Annotated in this window: 14 protein-coding genes; 10 read left to right on the forward strand and 4 right to left on the reverse strand. The window is 26.8% G+C overall.

Annotated features, from left to right (window positions below):
* The first annotated feature begins 187 nt into the window (after positions 1-187).
* The 8 genes from KQ44_RS05650 to KQ44_RS14875 all read left to right on the forward strand — a co-directional run bounded on the left by KQ44_RS05650 (position 188) and on the right by KQ44_RS14875 (position 8,111).
* On the forward strand, positions 188-1,786 hold the full coding sequence (locus KQ44_RS05650) for a PEGA domain-containing protein (RefSeq protein WP_096736595.1): 1,599 nt from the start codon (positions 188-190) through the stop codon (positions 1,784-1,786).
* Positions 1,787-1,897: 111 nt separating this feature from the next.
* The gene (locus KQ44_RS05655) at positions 1,898-2,455 is read left to right on the forward strand and encodes an adenylate kinase (protein WP_096736596.1); all 558 of its coding nucleotides are present in this window, start codon (positions 1,898-1,900) and stop codon (positions 2,453-2,455) included.
* Positions 2,456-2,653: 198 nt separating this feature from the next.
* Positions 2,654-3,217, forward strand: a complete 564-nt coding sequence (gene nusB / locus KQ44_RS05660) for a transcription antitermination factor NusB (protein WP_096736597.1) — start codon at positions 2,654-2,656, stop codon at positions 3,215-3,217.
* Complete coding sequence (locus tag KQ44_RS05665; RefSeq protein WP_096736598.1) at positions 3,189-5,084, forward strand: tetratricopeptide repeat protein; 1,896 nt, start codon at positions 3,189-3,191, stop codon at positions 5,082-5,084. The genes nusB and KQ44_RS05665 overlap by 29 nt, the downstream gene beginning before the upstream one ends.
* A gap of 242 nt (positions 5,085-5,326) precedes the next feature.
* Complete coding sequence (locus KQ44_RS05670) at positions 5,327-5,884, forward strand: hypothetical protein (protein WP_096736599.1); 558 nt, start codon at positions 5,327-5,329, stop codon at positions 5,882-5,884.
* A 130-nt stretch (positions 5,885-6,014) separates the two neighbouring features.
* Positions 6,015-6,857 (forward strand): glycosyltransferase, encoded by an 843-nt coding sequence (locus tag KQ44_RS05675; RefSeq protein ID WP_096736600.1) that lies wholly within the window; start codon positions 6,015-6,017, stop codon positions 6,855-6,857.
* The gene (locus KQ44_RS05680) at positions 6,847-7,911 is read left to right on the forward strand and encodes a hypothetical protein (RefSeq protein WP_240516501.1); all 1,065 of its coding nucleotides are present in this window, start codon (positions 6,847-6,849) and stop codon (positions 7,909-7,911) included. Before KQ44_RS05675 ends, KQ44_RS05680 begins: the two co-directional genes overlap by 11 nt.
* Before the next feature lie 20 nt (positions 7,912-7,931).
* A complete protein-coding gene (locus KQ44_RS14875) occupies positions 7,932-8,111 on the forward strand; it encodes a hypothetical protein (protein ID WP_240516502.1) in 180 nt (59 codons plus the stop codon).
* Here KQ44_RS14875 and KQ44_RS05685 read toward each other — a convergent pair whose 3' ends face one another.
* On the reverse strand, positions 8,112-8,708 hold the full coding sequence (locus KQ44_RS05685) for a hypothetical protein (RefSeq protein WP_096736601.1): 597 nt from the start codon (positions 8,706-8,708) through the stop codon (positions 8,112-8,114).
* Positions 8,709-8,804: 96 nt separating this feature from the next.
* Positions 8,805-9,560: an outer membrane beta-barrel protein gene (locus KQ44_RS05690; RefSeq protein WP_096736602.1), complete on the reverse strand. Its 756-nt coding sequence runs from the start codon at positions 9,558-9,560 to the stop codon at positions 8,805-8,807.
* 216 nt (positions 9,561-9,776) lie between these two features.
* Between KQ44_RS05690 and KQ44_RS05695 the strand changes: the two genes are divergently transcribed.
* Positions 9,777-10,610, forward strand: a complete 834-nt coding sequence (locus tag KQ44_RS05695) for a class I SAM-dependent methyltransferase (RefSeq protein ID WP_096736603.1) — start codon at positions 9,777-9,779, stop codon at positions 10,608-10,610.
* A gap of 147 nt (positions 10,611-10,757) precedes the next feature.
* Here the strand turns inward: KQ44_RS05695 and KQ44_RS05700 are convergent, their stop codons facing one another.
* Together KQ44_RS05700 and KQ44_RS05705 are read right to left on the reverse strand one after the other, a co-directional pair.
* The gene (locus tag KQ44_RS05700) at positions 10,758-11,795 is read right to left on the reverse strand and encodes a hypothetical protein (RefSeq protein ID WP_096736604.1); all 1,038 of its coding nucleotides are present in this window, start codon (positions 11,793-11,795) and stop codon (positions 10,758-10,760) included.
* 291 nt (positions 11,796-12,086) lie between these two features.
* Positions 12,087-14,741 carry a valine--tRNA ligase gene (locus KQ44_RS05705; protein WP_096736605.1) on the reverse strand — a complete coding sequence of 885 codons (2,655 nt, stop codon included), beginning with the start codon at positions 14,739-14,741 and terminating at the stop codon, positions 12,087-12,089.
* Between the two features lie 372 nt (positions 14,742-15,113).
* Between KQ44_RS05705 and KQ44_RS05710 the strand changes: the two genes are divergently transcribed.
* Positions 15,114-16,780: toll/interleukin-1 receptor domain-containing protein (locus KQ44_RS05710; RefSeq protein WP_096736606.1), on the forward strand; the 1,667-nt coding region annotated here is incomplete at its 3' end.

Raw genomic sequence — 16,780 nt, forward strand, 5'->3', positions numbered from 1 at the left:
TTATTTTGATATATGCAGTTTTAAAAAGCTAATTTATAAACTATATTTAATTACTAAAATAATCAGTAGAATAGCCTTGCTGTAAGTCTAATCTATTGATATTTATAGAGCCAAATTATAAAATAACTGCTATTGATAAAAGATATTTTTTAATATAGAATTAATAATAAAAACAAAAATGGAATATATGTATAGAAAAGAAATTATCAAATTATTATTAATATTATTATTTGCCTCAGTACCGCTCTACCCATTTGGAGGAAAACCAATAAAACTAGAGGAAGTAAGACCGTACTATACAACTTCAGAAACTGCAAAAATAGACATCTATATATATACAAATATAAGCGATAATACAAACTATAATTATATTACATTTGCTGTAGCAGATGCAATAGCCAATCAGTTAGAATATAATAAAACAATAAGGCTTCAGTCTGAAACAAATTATACAATTACCCCCGTAGACTTTGAAAGAGCATATGATTATAAAGTATTCCAATTTACAAATATAACATACACAAGCAGACAAAATGGAACAAATATTACGATAATAACAAATTATGAATATACAACTTATACCAACTGGGGAGATGTACGAAGCAATGTAAAATTAATAACTCCTGAAACTAAAGGATTTGTACTTCAGACTAACGAAATGATATTTGACTATAACGGAACTAATGTAATACTAAAAGGTACTAATGATTTTATTCAAAAAGTAGATATAGGAAAAAACTATTATGAATATTTCGGAGATGACATAAAAAAATATGTATTTACCAGAAACTCTGATATAGCAATATTCGGAACTGTTGAATATAAAAGACCAAATATTAATGTAGTAACATATGTAGCATATATCAAAGATAGAAAAATAACTTCATATTCTATGACAGTACCTGAAGCTAGAATAGATGAACAAGTTCCAAATTATGCCCTAGAAATAGCAAATAGAATAAGCTATTTAGATAAAACAGGAATTATAGCAATAGATGTAAGCCCTCCAGACTCTTTTGTTTATGTTGATGACATATTTGTAGGAAAAAGCGGCGATACATTATATGTTCCAGCACTTACAACTAACAGCCATAGGTTTACTATCAAAAAAGAATCTTATGAAACTATAGATACTATGCTTTCATTTGAAAATCCTAATGAAAATATACTCCTTCAATTCACATTAGATAAACTTACAAATGCTGCTAGGGTGCAGATAAATATACCGGGAGAAGAAGAAAGTTCAGTGGTTATAAATGGTGTAAAAGAAACACCAACTAATGTAATAAATAGATATTTTGGTTTTGGTACATATTCTCTAAAAATAACAAATACAAATTATATAGATTATTACGGTACATTTACTGTAGACAGTACCAATTCTCTTAATCTTACACCAAATATGAAAAAATTTAAAGAACCTACATTAGCTGATAAAATATTTAAAAATTATGAAAGAAACACAAAAATATTTTTCGGACTAACTATAGCCAGTGCTATATTTTCAATAGGTACTTATGTATATGCAGGTGAAATATTAGATTCTACAATGGTAAAATATTATAATCAATATCAAAATGTTGCTAACCGACCAGAGGTAGATTTAAGAACATATAATACTGCTATGAATATATATATAGCAGGAATGGTACTTACTGGAGCATTTGCACTAACTACTGGTATATATTATATGCTTTGGATAAATGAAAGCAACTTTGCTGTAGAGGAATTATCCTTTAACGCAGGATATAGCGGAGCAAATATAATGTATTCATGGCGGTGGTAACAATATTCACAATATAAAAAATAAATAAATAACATTATTTTTTAAAATAAATTTGACAAAAATGTATTATTTACTATACTACTAATAATAATGCTTTTTAGGAGTTGTAATATGCTTAATATAATTTTTATAGGAGCTCCTGGTGTAGGTAAAGGAACTCAATCTGCTTTAATAGAAAAAGATTATTCTATAGCACATATTGCTACAGGTGATATGCTAAGAGAAAATATTTCTAATGGTACAGAATTAGGTAAAACTGCAAAATCTTATATGGATAAAGGTGAATTAGTACCAGATAGTTTAGTTATTGATATGCTTAAAGCAAGAATAACCAAAGATGATTGTAAAAACGGTTTTATGCTTGATGGATTCCCTAGAACTATGGAGCAAGCAAAAGAATTATCATCTATACTTGACAGCCTAAATTATAAAATTAGTGCTGTTATAGATATATTTGCTTCTGAAAAGATAATAATAGAGAGACTTTTAAAAAGAGGCCGTGCCGATGATAATGAAGAAACTATAAAAAATAGATTAAAAGTGTTTGAGAGTCAGAGTAAACCTGTGCTTGATTATTATAACGGCAAAGCAAAAATAATAAAAATAGAAAGTGTGGGAACACCAGAAGAAGTGTATGCTAGAATAAAAAAAGAATTAGATTCACTATAATTAATATATAATTATTTGATTGTTAAGGCTATAGTTTTTTATACTATAGTCTTTTTTATTATGAAAAATATTCATTATTGAATAAAATTTTTTAATAAATAAAAATATTAGGTAAAATCATTTTTATAATATATATTCCGAAAATCTTTAAAAAGATTAAAAATATAGAAGAAAATTATTAATTTATAGGTTTATAATATGTCTGAAGAAAAAGAGATAAAAAATATTGACAACACAGAAAATACAAACGAAGAAGCGGTTTCAGATAATGCTCCTAGAAAAGTAGTAAAAAAGAAAATGATAGTTAAATCCAAAAACAAAGAAAATATTAAAGACTTGGATTTATCTTCCTATGGAGCCAGAAGACAGGCAAGAATATATGCTGTAATGTCTTTATATTCTTATGAAATTAATGAAAGAAAAATAAGTATAAATGATATTTTAGATTTTGATTATGATAAAAAAATACCTGAAAATATATTTGCATTTACAAGAAATCTAGTGGAAGGAACTATAAAAAATTTAGAGAGAATAGACAGCTTAATAGAAAAATATTCTAATAACTGGGACATAAAAAGAATACAATATGTAGACAAATCTATTATCAGAATGTCTATATATTCTTTAATATTTTTAAAAGACATACCTAAATCTGTAGTTATAGATGAGGCAGTCGAAATCGCTAAAATGTTTAGTGATAAAGATTCTTATAAATTTGTTAATGGGATTTTAGATGGTATACAGGAAGAAGACATACAATAGAAGACTAGCCAAATATAAAAATCTTCAAATGGTGGTTTTTATATTATGTATAGGTGCTTTGGGTTTTATAGCTATAATATCATTAAATGTGGCAATAATGCAAGGTAAAGTAAGATTAAACTCTCAGGCCGCTGATGATTACACTTTGGCAAAAGAATACTATAAAAATAAAGACTACAACAAAGCTAAATCTATATTAAAAAAAGAAATAAGCACAACTATAGATCCTAAAAAACAGTATGAAGCAAATATACTGCTTGGTCAAATATATAATGAAACTGAAGATTATGATAATGCTATAAAAATATTTAATACTATGACAAATTCATTATATTTAGATGAAAAACTTAAACATAATTTAGGAATATCATATTTGGAAAAAGAGATGTATGATGAAGCTTTAACTTCATTAGAAACTTCTTTATCCATAAATAGCAATTATATACCTAGCCTTCTTACTTTGGGACGTTTTTATATGGAAAGAAACTTACCTCGTTTGGCAAAGGGATATTATGAGAGAGTATTATCTTTAGAAGAGAGTGATGAAGCATTATTCTATGTTGGTTTAATAGCACTTAATGAAGGTTTCCAAAGTGTTGCTTATGATACTTTAAGTAAATTAGTAAGAAGAAGCAAAGGTGAATATGCTGACAAAGCTGCTACAATACTTGGAGATATTTATGTAATATCTGGAGATACTGATAGTGCTATAGAAATGTATTTAAAAAGTTTAGTTAATTCTGATACCAAACCAGACTCTATAAGAAGACTTGTAAAAATATACGAGCAGGTTGAAGACTATGACGGTATAAAAAAAGTATATGAACAAATACTTGAGCAAAACCCTAATGATATTGATACTATACTTGCTTTGGGTGAATTATACGAAAAAGAAAATGCCTATGACAGAGCTATTAAGTATTATTTGAAATTAACAAAAATGAAAGAGTATACCAATACTTATGAAGCTATAGGACTTCTTGCTAATTCCTACTATAAAGGAAGTATGCTTAAAGAGGCAGAGGCTAATTATAAAAAAATTCTAATGGCTGACAATAAAGATGATCTCTATAAAACTGCATTGGAAAGACTTGGCGATATAACATACAGACAAAAAGATTTTTTACCTTCTCTTAAATATTATCAGGAGATATACAAAATAGAAACTAATAATGCTATATTTATGCCTAGACTTGGAGAATTGGAATTATATTACGGTAATTCTGACAGGGGAATCAAATTATTAAAAGATTCTATTGCTGAAGATGTAGGTAATGCCTTTCCAAGCAGAACGCTTGCTATTTACTATGAAAGCATAGGAAATAATAATGAGGCATTAAATTATTATAATTATACACTTTCAAAATATCCTAAAGATAGAGAGAGTATATACAGAGCTGGAATGCTTTATTATAAAACTAAAGATTACGAAAAATCAAAAGAATCTTTACTTATAGCAGCAAACGATGAAAACAATACAACATTAGTAAGAGAAAATGCTTGGATAACATTAGCTACTATGATGGAAGAGATACGTTCTTATAATGATGCTGCCGATTATTACAGACAGCTTGTAGAAATGTCTCCTAGTGTAGAAAATTACATGCTTTATGGGGCTTTCTCTTATAGGAGACTCCAGTATAATGATGCCATATATGCTTATAATGAAGCTTTAAACTTGGCGTCATCTAAAAGAGATTTATTTGATATTAATTTAGCTTTAGGTAAATGCTATTATAGAATGAATGAGCTTGATAATGCTGAAGAAAGCTACAGAAATGCATTAAGCTATAACGGTAGCGATTCTCAGGCTAAAGATGGTTTAAGACAGGTTTTGACAAAAAAAGAACTTATGTACAATAATTGATTCTAAGATAATTAGTTTTAGAATATTAAATATTTTAATCCTACAATCTTTTAATAAGGGGCTTTAGTAATTATTTCATATTAAAGCCTCTTATTTTTTCAATAATAAAAATCATAATATTACTTAATAATATAAATTTCAGTATTTTTACTAAATAAAGTATTTATATTATTACAATTTATGTTATACTAGATTAAACATTATTTAAATTTAGTGTTAATTTTAAAACGGAGTATTGATTTATGGCTAGAGTTAAATTTATGGAATATGAAGAAGCCCAAGGTAAAGTAAAAGAGGCTTTCGATTATCAATTAAAAAAAAGCGGCAATGTTACAAATATGAAAAAAGCATTATTAAATGACTATGCAACTTATGAAGCATTTATGGGTTGGTACACTTCTTTTGACAGATTGGTAGAAGTAGTTGGTAAAAGAGCAGCTATGATATTAGCACATTCTGTTTCTACTACTAATGGCTGTATGCTTTGTTCTTTATTCTTTATAAGAGATTTAAAAGCTATAGGAGAAGACCCTAAAAATCTTAAACTAGATGAAAAAGAACAATTATTATCACAATTAGGTATGCAGATGGTAAAAGACCCTAACGGCGTAACTGATGAATTAATTAACAATCTTAAAAAACATTTTAATGATTCTGAAATAGTTACTATAGTAGGTTTTGCAGCTCAGATGATGGCTACTAATAATTTTAATGCTGTATTAAAAATAGATTTAGATGAATCTTTAGTACCTATACAGGGCGAGTTTGAAAAAGAAACTTGGAGATCTAAAAATAATTAATCATTAATAATCATTAATAATTAAAAACAAGGGGCATACAAAACCTCTTGTTTTTTTATTTATTAAATAGCATTGTTATTTTTTTATTATTAATATAATATAAAAACACTAAAATATTGGTAAGTAATAAATGGTAAGCATTATAATCACAACAAAAAACTCTGAAAACTTTATTGCTGACTGTATCAATGCGGTAAAAAACTCAAACTATAAAGATACAGAAATAATATTAGTAGATAATAGCTCATCAGATAAAACAGTAGAAATAGCAAAGTCATTAGGAGCAAAAACTTTTATAAAAGGACCAGAACGTTCAGCACAGAGAAATTATGGAGCAGAAATGTCAAGCGGCGAAATAATAGGTTTTTTAGATGTAGATATGACTTTATCAGAAAATGTTATTACAGAGTGCCTAGAGATTTTTGAAAATAATAAAAATGTTAATGCTCTATATATACCAGAAAAAATATACGGAAAAAACTTTTTTAATAGAGTAAGAAGTTTTGAACGTTCTTTTTATGATGCTACTGTAATAGATGCTGTACGTTTCTTTAGAAGAGAGGCTTTTATAAAAATAGGAGGCTTTGATCTAAACTTAAACGGTACTGAAGATTGGGATATCGACAGACGTATAAAACAAATAGGAGAAGTATCCATAATAAAATCTCCTCTATATCATCATGAAAATCATACATTAAAACAATATATAATTAAAAAAAGCTACTATGCATCAAACTTTGATAACTACTTCAAAAAATGGGGGTATGATAAAACCACTAAAAAACAGTTTGGTATGTTCTACCGTTATATTGGTGTGTACATAGAAAATGGAAAATGGGAAAAACTATTAGCCCACCCTATTTACTCAATATCTATGTATTTTTTAAGATTTTTAATCGGAATTGTTTATATACTTTCAAAATTTAACATTTCAAAAAAAGAAAATGTTTATAAGGATAAAAATGATAGTTAATAACAAAAAATTATTAATAATACTTTCTATAGCTGCAGTTATAATAGGAATAGTTTTAAGATTTTATATATACAATAAAACAATTATAGGCAAACCGCCAAGACTAGATGAACAGTACCAATTTTATCAAACAGAAAAACATATAAAAGAAAAAAGATTCCCTATAGAAGGTGTTTTTCTTAATACTCCTAAAAATTATGATAATGAAGAAAATGCTAGGGTACCAGGCGGATATTTTTATTTAGCATATATAGTAAAATATTTAATTGGAGGGCAAACTTATGAAGGAGCAAGACTTGTTAATTTAATTACATCTATATTAGTAAGCATTATATTTTTTGTTTGGATTTATAAAAGATTTTCATTGACTACATTTAGCATAATGATTCTCCTTATGTCTGTAAATGTTTATTTTCTAAATGCTGGAAATAATATATATAATCCTCATAATCCTTTAATATTATCTTTTATATTCTTACCTGTGTTATATGAATATTTATATAATGATAAAAAGTTTATATATGCTGTATTATTATTTCCAATATTAGCTCTATCAGCACAATGCCATTTTTCAAATTTCTTTTCTATGATACCATCTTTAATAGTGTTTTTAATAATAAGATGGAAAAAAGATACTAGAAAAAATATACTGCCTTTAACTATAGGAGTATTTATATCATTTCTAACATATCTGCCTTACTTAATATATCAATTTCAAAATCACTTTGAAAGTTTATCAAAAATATTGGGAAGAAAATCTGAGTTAAGCACTAATTATGTAATACAGCCTCCGCAAATATATTCTATAATTCTTTTTACTACAAATGAAGGAGGAGATAAATATGTAAATGGATTAAAAGACATTATAAATTCATACTTTGGTAAAAATCCATTATATACTTTTACATTTATATTCTATATACTTTCATTTATATTTGCATTAATAGCATTAATCTATGCATATAAACATTTCTTTACTAAAAAAATGATAACTAATAATGATAAAGAAACAAAAACTTTAAAAGAACTTTTATTTTTTATATGGTTTACATAATTTCAACAATAGCATTTTATATGATTTGTGGTATTGCTGGAGGAGGACGTCCGCATTATTTTTATTCATCATTTACACTTGGATTTGTACCAATAATATACTTTATAGAAAATATAAAATATACAAAACCTAAATATATTAATTATATTTGCTTATACGCTGTTTTAAATATGATAGCAATTATAATTTATAGAATATAATTAAAACTCTATTATGCCGCTAAATGACTGTTTGTCTCTCCATTTTATAAACTCTTCAAATGTTTGAACATTATATTTAAGTACAGCCTTATAATATTCTATACCTATTATTTTTATATCATCTGGAGTTTCATATTTTATCTTAAGTATTGTATTTCTTTTATCCTCTGTAAGCATATTTATTACATCATCAGAAACTTTTTCAAAATAACCATCATAATAGGATCCTTCTAATATATGAATAATATCTATCTTCCAAATTTCTATATTATCTGCATTACAATCATCTCTATAAGATAAATGCCATTCTATACAATGCTCATCTGTATCTATTAAATTAGTATATGTTACTTTCTCTATTTTTTTATTTTTTGCTATTTTTGATATGGCAAGGAAACTTTTTTCTATATCAAGCGAATAAGTATACACATGAAAATCTATATCTTTATTTTTCATTAAAAGCCCCATCTTTAAAGAACCTACTAAATTTACCCTTGCACCGATAGCTTCAAAAGCATCTTCTATATCAAGCTCTTTTATAATATTAAAAGCCTTCTTTTGATTATTTAATGAAATATCTATAATATTATCATTCATATATTAATCCTAAATAAATTTTATATAATAAAAAACAGCCTATTATAAAAATATATAAATAAGCTGTTTATTTTTATACAAGCAATTAAAACAAATCTATTTTGTGCTAGGTCCGAATTTTAATCCCACATGAAGTCCTATATCAAAACTAGAATATGATACCTCATCAACAACCAATCTGTTTCCATCAATAGCTCCGTCTACAGTATATATATTAGGCTCTAAACCAAAATCATATCCTAAATATAATCCTATATTAAATGCTGTTTTCTGAGTAAAAAATATAGAATAATCAAAAGTAACTTTAATATAAGGCATTAAAGCTTTTTCATATAATCTTTTTATATCATCTGAAGTTAATTTAGTATTGCTTTCAAATAATGAAGTTTTTGTGTTAATATTTCCAGCTAAAGGAATCTTTACTCCTCCTCCAATACCTATAGCAAAGTTTTTAATATTAAACTTAGGTATAACACCCAACTGCAAACTTTCAAAAGAGTATGAATAAGAATTATTTTTATCTAATCTGCTTATATAAGAATAAGTATCATGACTATATCCTGCTTCTGCGAGTATACTTAGCCCCATAGTATCTGTAAACTTAATCATATATCCAAGCTGCAGAGAAGCTCCTATATCAAAACCAATCCCTCCATTTCTAGCAAATTGACTGCGTATAGATCCACCGTTAATGGCATCCATTCTCTCAGCATAATCAGTAAGCTCATAATCGTAAACACCTACACTCATACCAACAGGTACATTTAATATAAACTCAAATCCTTCGCTAACTGCAAATGATGCAGATGATGTAAATACAAATATCATAATAGAAAGTATTATCTTTTTCATAAATTGAACTCCAACTGTATTTTATATGATATTAAAAATTTAACATTAAAAGTAAAATTATCAATAAAAAAATCTTATATTTATAATATTTTTTTACAAATATATATTATTTATATAAAAAAAACTTACTTTTTATATAAAAATATAAATTATATAATTCTTGACAAATTAAAATTTTATTGTATAAAATTACGGATACAAATAAAAGGAATAAAAATGAAAAAAGGCAAAAAGTCTGAAATAAAAAAATTGAGAGTAAAAACGCATAAAAACCTACTATTAGTAAAAAGCGACAGCGAAGAAGATAAAAAAAAACTTGAAATAATAAGAGATATACTAATAAATGAAGATAATAAAGATAAAGCAGACTTGCATAACTATTTTCTTAATAATAAAGGAGAAGCAATATTTAAACATCTTCCTTTTTTTGATATATACGAAAGACATTTTTCCAAATACAGAGGTAAAGATATTAACATGATGGAAATAGGTGTCGGAAGCGGAGGAGCTGTGAAGATGTGGAGAGAATATTTCAAAAATAACAACGATAAGGCCAATGTCAATATATACTCAATAGATAAAAATCCAAAATGCAAACAATTTGAACAGGATAATATAAAAATATTTATAGGCTCTCAAGATGACAGAGATTTTTTAAATGAAGTAAAGAATCAAATACCAAAGCTGGACATACTAATAGACGACGGCGGACATAGAATGAATCAGCAGATAGTAACATTTGAAGAGATGTACGGACATATAAAAGATGACGGTATTTATTTATGCGAAGATGTTTATACTTCATACTGGCCTAATTTCGGAGGCGGTTATAAAAATCCTAATTCATTTATAGAATATACCAAAAACTTAATAGACTATTTAAATGCATATTGGGCCACTGAAGAAGATGATTTATACCCCAATAGTTTTACTGACAGTGCATATTCTATACATTATTATGACGGAATTGTTATCATAGAAAAAAGAAAAAGAGACACAAGATATAACGATATATGTCAGCAGGCAATTATTGGAAAGACTAAAGAATAGATAATAATACTAAATCGTACTAATTATATTTTAAGCTATATTATAACATTAATTGCATATATACAAAAATAGAAAATATAATACTCTAATTTTAATTGGCTCTGTATATTACAAAAAATTAATATACAAAGCCTATAAAATATAATATTATAATTGAGGCAAATACCAATTTATGCCTGTTGCTGACCTAAAATTAACAGGTATAGGATTATTTGATGAGTTTATACCCATTTCAAAATACCATTCCAAATCACTTACAGGATATATTCTCACCTCAGAATAAGCTCCCCAAGTAAGCGTATGATTAAGCTCTCCGACTTTTTTACCATCATATATTATTTTATAGCCTATACTAGGTTCAAAATATAAACTAACAAAATCAGAATTAGCATACAATGACAATGCAGGAGTTATTCTCACAATATAAGGATTAGATTCATATATTTCACTTACCCTATTTGAAGTATACTGTATTCTGTCATGAGACTGTATATTTACTAAAGTATCAGTATTTTCATTAATGATATCTTTACCCTTTGCATCCAATGATGAAGAATATAACACTTTTATAAAAGGATTAATCCAAACACTATTAATAGTAGTAGGAAGAAAATAAAATCTTAACTCAAATCCAAAAGAAGAAGCACTATTACCATTATAACTATTTTTACCATAATTAATATAAAGTCTTACAGCATTGATAGAATCAAACCCAGTATAATATCTTATTTCAGAAGTCGTACTAAAAGCAGAATAATCGGAATTGTCTTTAGAATCAGCTATTTGAAAAGGCACGCATATTCTCAAACTGTCATTCATAGCATTAATCATTAAAACAGGAGTGTGAACATCTAAAGAAGAATCTATATAAGTATAATTATATCCAAGTCCTACACTTATAATCTCTGAAGTGTATGCCAAACCCAAAGAAACAGTTGCATCTAATGATAGTTTTCCATTACCAATATAGCTCATTATATTACCAAAAGAGAGAGTATCTGCCTTAAAGCCGAAAGTACCTTTAACTCCCCTATTACCCAATACAAAACCTAATTGATCTGTCCTAGCTCTAAGATGACTGCTGTCTGTGAGAAAATCCATCCAATCATTACTAAAACCATACATACCAAATACCGATGCAGACGATACTGCAAAACAAAAGATTGTTTTTAATAAAGTTTTCATTTATGTTTCCTTAAAAATTGATATTTTAATAGAGAGCGATTATAACAAATATAAAAATAAAGTAAATAGATACATAGCATAGAATAAAATAATACAGTATACAATAATAATTCTGTTTATATACTTTAGAAAAAGCTTAGAAATTTCTTAATAAAAGATTAATTATAAAATTTATATGATTGATATTTGAATTTTTTATTAGGTATAAAAAAACCTGACCTACATTTTATAAAAAACATAAGCCAAGTTTTTAATTTTACTTCTATTAAAAATATTATTTAAGCATTAAAATTATAAAGAAGATAAAACTTCCTCTATACCTTTTAATTTATCCTCAAACTCTTTTTTCTTTCTGTTCTCTGTGTCAATAGCTTCCTGTTTAGCTTTATTAATGAAATTTTCATTGGAAAGTTTTTTGTTTACTGCTTCCAAATCTTTTTTATATTTAGATGCCTCTTTTTCTAATCTTTTTTTCTCAGCTTCTAAATCTATTATTCCTACAAGATTAACATTTACCTCACCGCCTTCAAATACTTTAACAAATGAACCTTTATTTCTTTGAGTATCTTTTGATGAAACTATATTTAATGATTCAGCAAGCGAAAGTGATGATATAATATCTTTATAGCTTTCTGTAGTATTTTTAAAATAGTCTGAAGTATATCTTATTATAACATCAAGTTTTTTATTAGGAGGCAAATTAAATGATGAACGTGAGTTTCTTATTCCAGATACTATATCCTGAATTAAGTTAAAATCTTTTTCTATATCTTCAAATATATATTTACTATTAGCTTTAGGGTATTCTCTAATCATCAATGCTTTTGAATCAATATTATGCTTTGGTAAATTAGAATAAATCTCTTCTGTGATAAAAGGCATAAATGGGTGAATCATAGCCATTGACTCTTCAAGCACATACAATAATACAGCAATAGTTTTTTCTTTTTTACTTTCGTCTTTTAAATCAAACTTACTTATCTCTATATACCAATCGCAAAACTCATTCCAATAGAATTTATAAATAGTCTGAGAAGCCTCATCAAATCTATACTCTTTTAATTTTTTAGCAGTATCATCAACAGCTTTCTGAAGTCTTGATAATATCCATTTATCTTTATTTTCAAGTTCAAAACTGTCTAAATCTTTTATATCAGCATTATCTTCAATATTACCAAAAATATATTTAGCACTGTTGTATATTTTATTAGCAAACTTTCCGCCCATTTTGAAAAGCTCTCTGTCAAGCCAAATATCCTGACCGCCTAATGAAGTTATAAATGATAAAGTAAATCTAAAAGCATCAGCTCCATGCTCATCAATAATTTCTATAGGGTCAATACCATTTCCCAAACTCTTAGACATTTTTCTTCCGATTTTATCTCTTATAAGTCCATTAAGATAAACATCTTTAAAAGGTACATCATTCATAAAATGAGTTCCAGCCATAATCATTCTAGCAACCCAGAAAAATAATATATCATAACCAGTAACAAGTGCCGTAGTAGGATAAAAATATTTTAATTCTTCATTAATCTCAGGCCAGCCGAAAGTAGAAAAAGGCCATAGCCAAGAAGAAAACCAAGTATCAAGCACATCTTCATCTTGATGAATATTTTTACTTTTACATTTACTACATTCTGCGATATCAGTTTTTGACACCATCATCTCTCCGCAGTCATCACAGTACCATACTGGAATCCTATGTCCCCACCATAATTGTCTGCTTATACACCAATCTCTAATATCAGTCATCCAGTGATTATAAGTATTAATCCATCTTTCTGGATATATTTTTGTATTGCCGTCATTAACTGCCTTGTATGCTTTTTCTGCCAAAGGCTTCATTTTTACAAACCATTGATCACTGTAATAAGGCTCTACAACATTATGACATCTGTAGCAGTGTCCTACTTGGTGCTTAATATTATCCTTTCCGACAAATGCTCCCAACTCTTCAAGCTCTTTTATAATCATACTTCTAGCTTCTTTTACTGTTTTACCTTGATAATTAGAAGGAGTATTTTCATTGAATGTGCCGTCTGGATTTAATATATTGATAATCTCTAAATTATGTCTTTGAGCTATAGCAAAGTCATTAGGGTCATGTGCTGGTGTGATTTTTAAAGCTCCAGTACCAAAATCTTTATCAACATAAGTATCTTTTACAAGTCTTAATTTTCTGCCTCCTATAGGAAGTATCAAAACATTCTCCTCTGTAAGATGTGCATATCTTTCATCATCTGGGTGAACAGCAATAGCAACGTCTGCCAAAATAGTTTCTGGTCTTGTAGTAGCTATTTCAATATAATCATTAGTGCCATCTATTTGGTATTTAACATGATACAAAGCTCCTGCCGTCTCTTCATGTTCTACCTCATCATTAGCCAAAGCAGTGCCGCAGCTAGGACAATAGTTAATAAGATATTTTCCCCTATATATTAATCCCTGATTATAAAGCTCAACAAATACTTCTCTTACAGCATTGCTTAAGCCTTCATCAAGAGTAAATCTTTCTCTCTCCCAATCGCAAGAGCAGCCTATTTTTTCTAATTGTTTTACTATTATAGAGTGATGTTCATTAGCCACTTCCCAAGTTTTTTTAACAAATGCCTCTCTTCCTAAATCATATTTATTTTTACCTTCGGCTTTTAATCTTCTCTCAACAACATTCTGTGTAGCAATACCTGCATGGTCAGTACCCGGCATCCATAAAGTGCATTTGCCTAGCATTCTATGAAATCTTATAAGTATATCCTGAAGTGTATTATTAAGTCCATGTCCCATATGAAGTACGCCTGTAACATTTGGAGGAGGTATGACTATAGAATATGGTTCTTTATTTTTATCCATAACTGCATGAAAAAATCCGTTTTCCTTCCAGAAATTATATAATTTGTCTTCAATATTTTTAGGAGTGTATGCTCCTTCTAAAGTGTGTTTCATATTCTTTTTTCCTCCGATAAAATCGCAAATTAATACTAAAAATTGATATGATATTTTATACTATATACAATATTTTTCAATTATTAATTTTTCTTAAATTATAATTTTACAAAAAATATATATTAAATTTGTTTTAAAAATATTTTATTAAAAAAGGTTTAAATCACAACATAACAGAAATTAAAAAGAATTTTATAACCTTTGTAATAAGGAATACTTAAATGCAATATCTATGGCTCTTAAACAATTTTATCATATAGTTTATATTGCCTAAATTTACAATTATGATATAATTAAATTAATTCTATACACTCATATTATCATATTACTAATTTTATATTATTAAATATTATATTTGATTAGGATACATTAATGATTGATGAAGAAGCGATATATAACTATGATGTCTTTATAAGCTCTAGAAATACAGATTTAGACAGTAAATGGGCTAATTGGCTGATTAGAGAATTTGAGACTTGGAGCGTGCCTAAAGAATTAATAAAAAAAGGTTTTCCAAAAAGAATAGGGAGGGTATTTAAAGACAGCGAAGAATCTTCAGAAAATATCAATATAAATACAGAAAAAGCATTAATACATTCAAAATATTTAGTAGTAATATGTTCAAAGAATAGCAAACAATCTGAAAGAATAGAAAAAGAAATAAAGATATTTAAAGAATTAGGACGTTCTGAAAGAATAGTTGCTCTATTAATAGACGGAGAGCCTTATGAAGCTTTTCCTAATGAATTAACATTTATAGAAGAAAACGGTATAATAAAAAAAATAGAACCGCTTGCTGCTGATGTAAGAAATAAAACTGATCAAAAAGAAAAAGAAACTAAAAAAATAGCATTATTAAAAATATTATCATGTATATTGGCATGCAATTTTGATGATTTAAGACAAAGAGAAAAAAGAAGAGAAAATAGAAAATTTAGGAATAAATTTATAATCTCATTATGTTTTTTAGCCGCATTATCTTTAGCTGCCATTTTAATATGGGATTATAATAGATTAAAAATCACTTACTATAATAATTTTGTATATCAATACGGACTTCCTAAAGGCATAGGAAAATTAAAAAAGTCTATGTATTTAAAAAGAGCTGTTACATACATATTTGAAGAGCAAAGGCGTGTTTTAAAACAGGTAAGAAGAGTTAATAGTTTTGGAAGATTAAGAGATGATGAAAATAATTTTAATATAAGCGTATGGATTCCAGAAGCCGATGTGTCTGGAAATGTAAAAAGAATAATATGCAAAGATCATAACAATAAAATAGTAATGATTAGAGAATATAGCTCTGATTTAAAAATAATAGAGTTTCAAAATGAATTTAATCTTCCATTTGTATCTGACGGAAGTTCTATAGTAAGGTATGAGGTTGAATATAATAATGAAGGATATATTACCAATGAGGTTTATTACAGAGATTCTTGGAATACATTTGTATCAGATAAAAACGGTTTTTACGGAAAAAGATACGAAGTTGATAAAAATGGTATGATAGTAACAGAATACGGCATTAATATGGAAGGAGAAAATATAATAAACAGAAATGGCGTATTTAAAATAAAATTTCACTATGACAAACTATACAGTATTATAAAAGAAGAGTTTTTGGATAGTGAAAATAATTTGTTTTTTAATACACATAAAGATTATGGATATTCATATATAAAAAAAGAATATGATAAATACGGTAATTTAATAAAAAAATCCTTTTTTGACAATAATCATAATAGAATAATACCTTTAAATAATTTTTATTCTTCTGTATATTATGAATTAGACAGTTTTGGAAATATATCTTGTGCTAATTATTTGGATACTAAAGATGAATATATACGTTTCTCATACTCAAAATGTTATTTCAAATATGATGAATTAGGTAATAATATATATACATATTTTCAGAATATGAGTAATCAAAATGCATATCATACAAACGGTTATTCAATATGTTCTATAAAATATGATAATAATGATAATATAATAGAAAAAATATATTATGATGCCAACACAAATATTTCTTTTAT

It is taken from the genome of Brachyspira sp. G79 (assembly GCF_002379365.1).
In the GTDB taxonomy this organism is placed as follows: Bacteria; Spirochaetota; Brachyspiria; order Brachyspirales; family Brachyspiraceae; genus Brachyspira.

Coding starts and splice junctions, on each gene's coding strand:
- KQ44_RS14875 (WP_240516502.1), top strand. CDS start 7,932: ATGATTTGTGGTATTGCTGGAGGAGGACGTCCGCATTATTTTTATTCA.
- KQ44_RS05690 (WP_096736602.1), bottom strand. CDS start 9,560: ATGAAAAAGATAATACTTTCTATTATGATATTTGTATTTACATCATCT.
- KQ44_RS05650 (WP_096736595.1), top strand. CDS start 188: ATGTATAGAAAAGAAATTATCAAATTATTATTAATATTATTATTTGCC.
- KQ44_RS05670 (WP_096736599.1), top strand. CDS start 5,327: ATGGCTAGAGTTAAATTTATGGAATATGAAGAAGCCCAAGGTAAAGTA.
- KQ44_RS05685 (WP_096736601.1), bottom strand. CDS start 8,708: ATGAATGATAATATTATAGATATTTCATTAAATAATCAAAAGAAGGCT.
- KQ44_RS05665 (WP_096736598.1), top strand. CDS start 3,189: ATGGTATACAGGAAGAAGACATACAATAGAAGACTAGCCAAATATAAA.
- KQ44_RS05695 (WP_096736603.1), top strand. CDS start 9,777: ATGAAAAAAGGCAAAAAGTCTGAAATAAAAAAATTGAGAGTAAAAACG.
- KQ44_RS05705 (WP_096736605.1), bottom strand. CDS start 14,741: ATGAAACACACTTTAGAAGGAGCATACACTCCTAAAAATATTGAAGAC.
- KQ44_RS05675 (WP_096736600.1), top strand. CDS start 6,015: ATGGTAAGCATTATAATCACAACAAAAAACTCTGAAAACTTTATTGCT.
- nusB (WP_096736597.1), top strand. CDS start 2,654: ATGTCTGAAGAAAAAGAGATAAAAAATATTGACAACACAGAAAATACA.
- KQ44_RS05680 (WP_240516501.1), top strand. CDS start 6,847: ATGATAGTTAATAACAAAAAATTATTAATAATACTTTCTATAGCTGCA.
- KQ44_RS05655 (WP_096736596.1), top strand. CDS start 1,898: ATGCTTAATATAATTTTTATAGGAGCTCCTGGTGTAGGTAAAGGAACT.
- KQ44_RS05700 (WP_096736604.1), bottom strand. CDS start 11,795: ATGAAAACTTTATTAAAAACAATCTTTTGTTTTGCAGTATCGTCTGCA.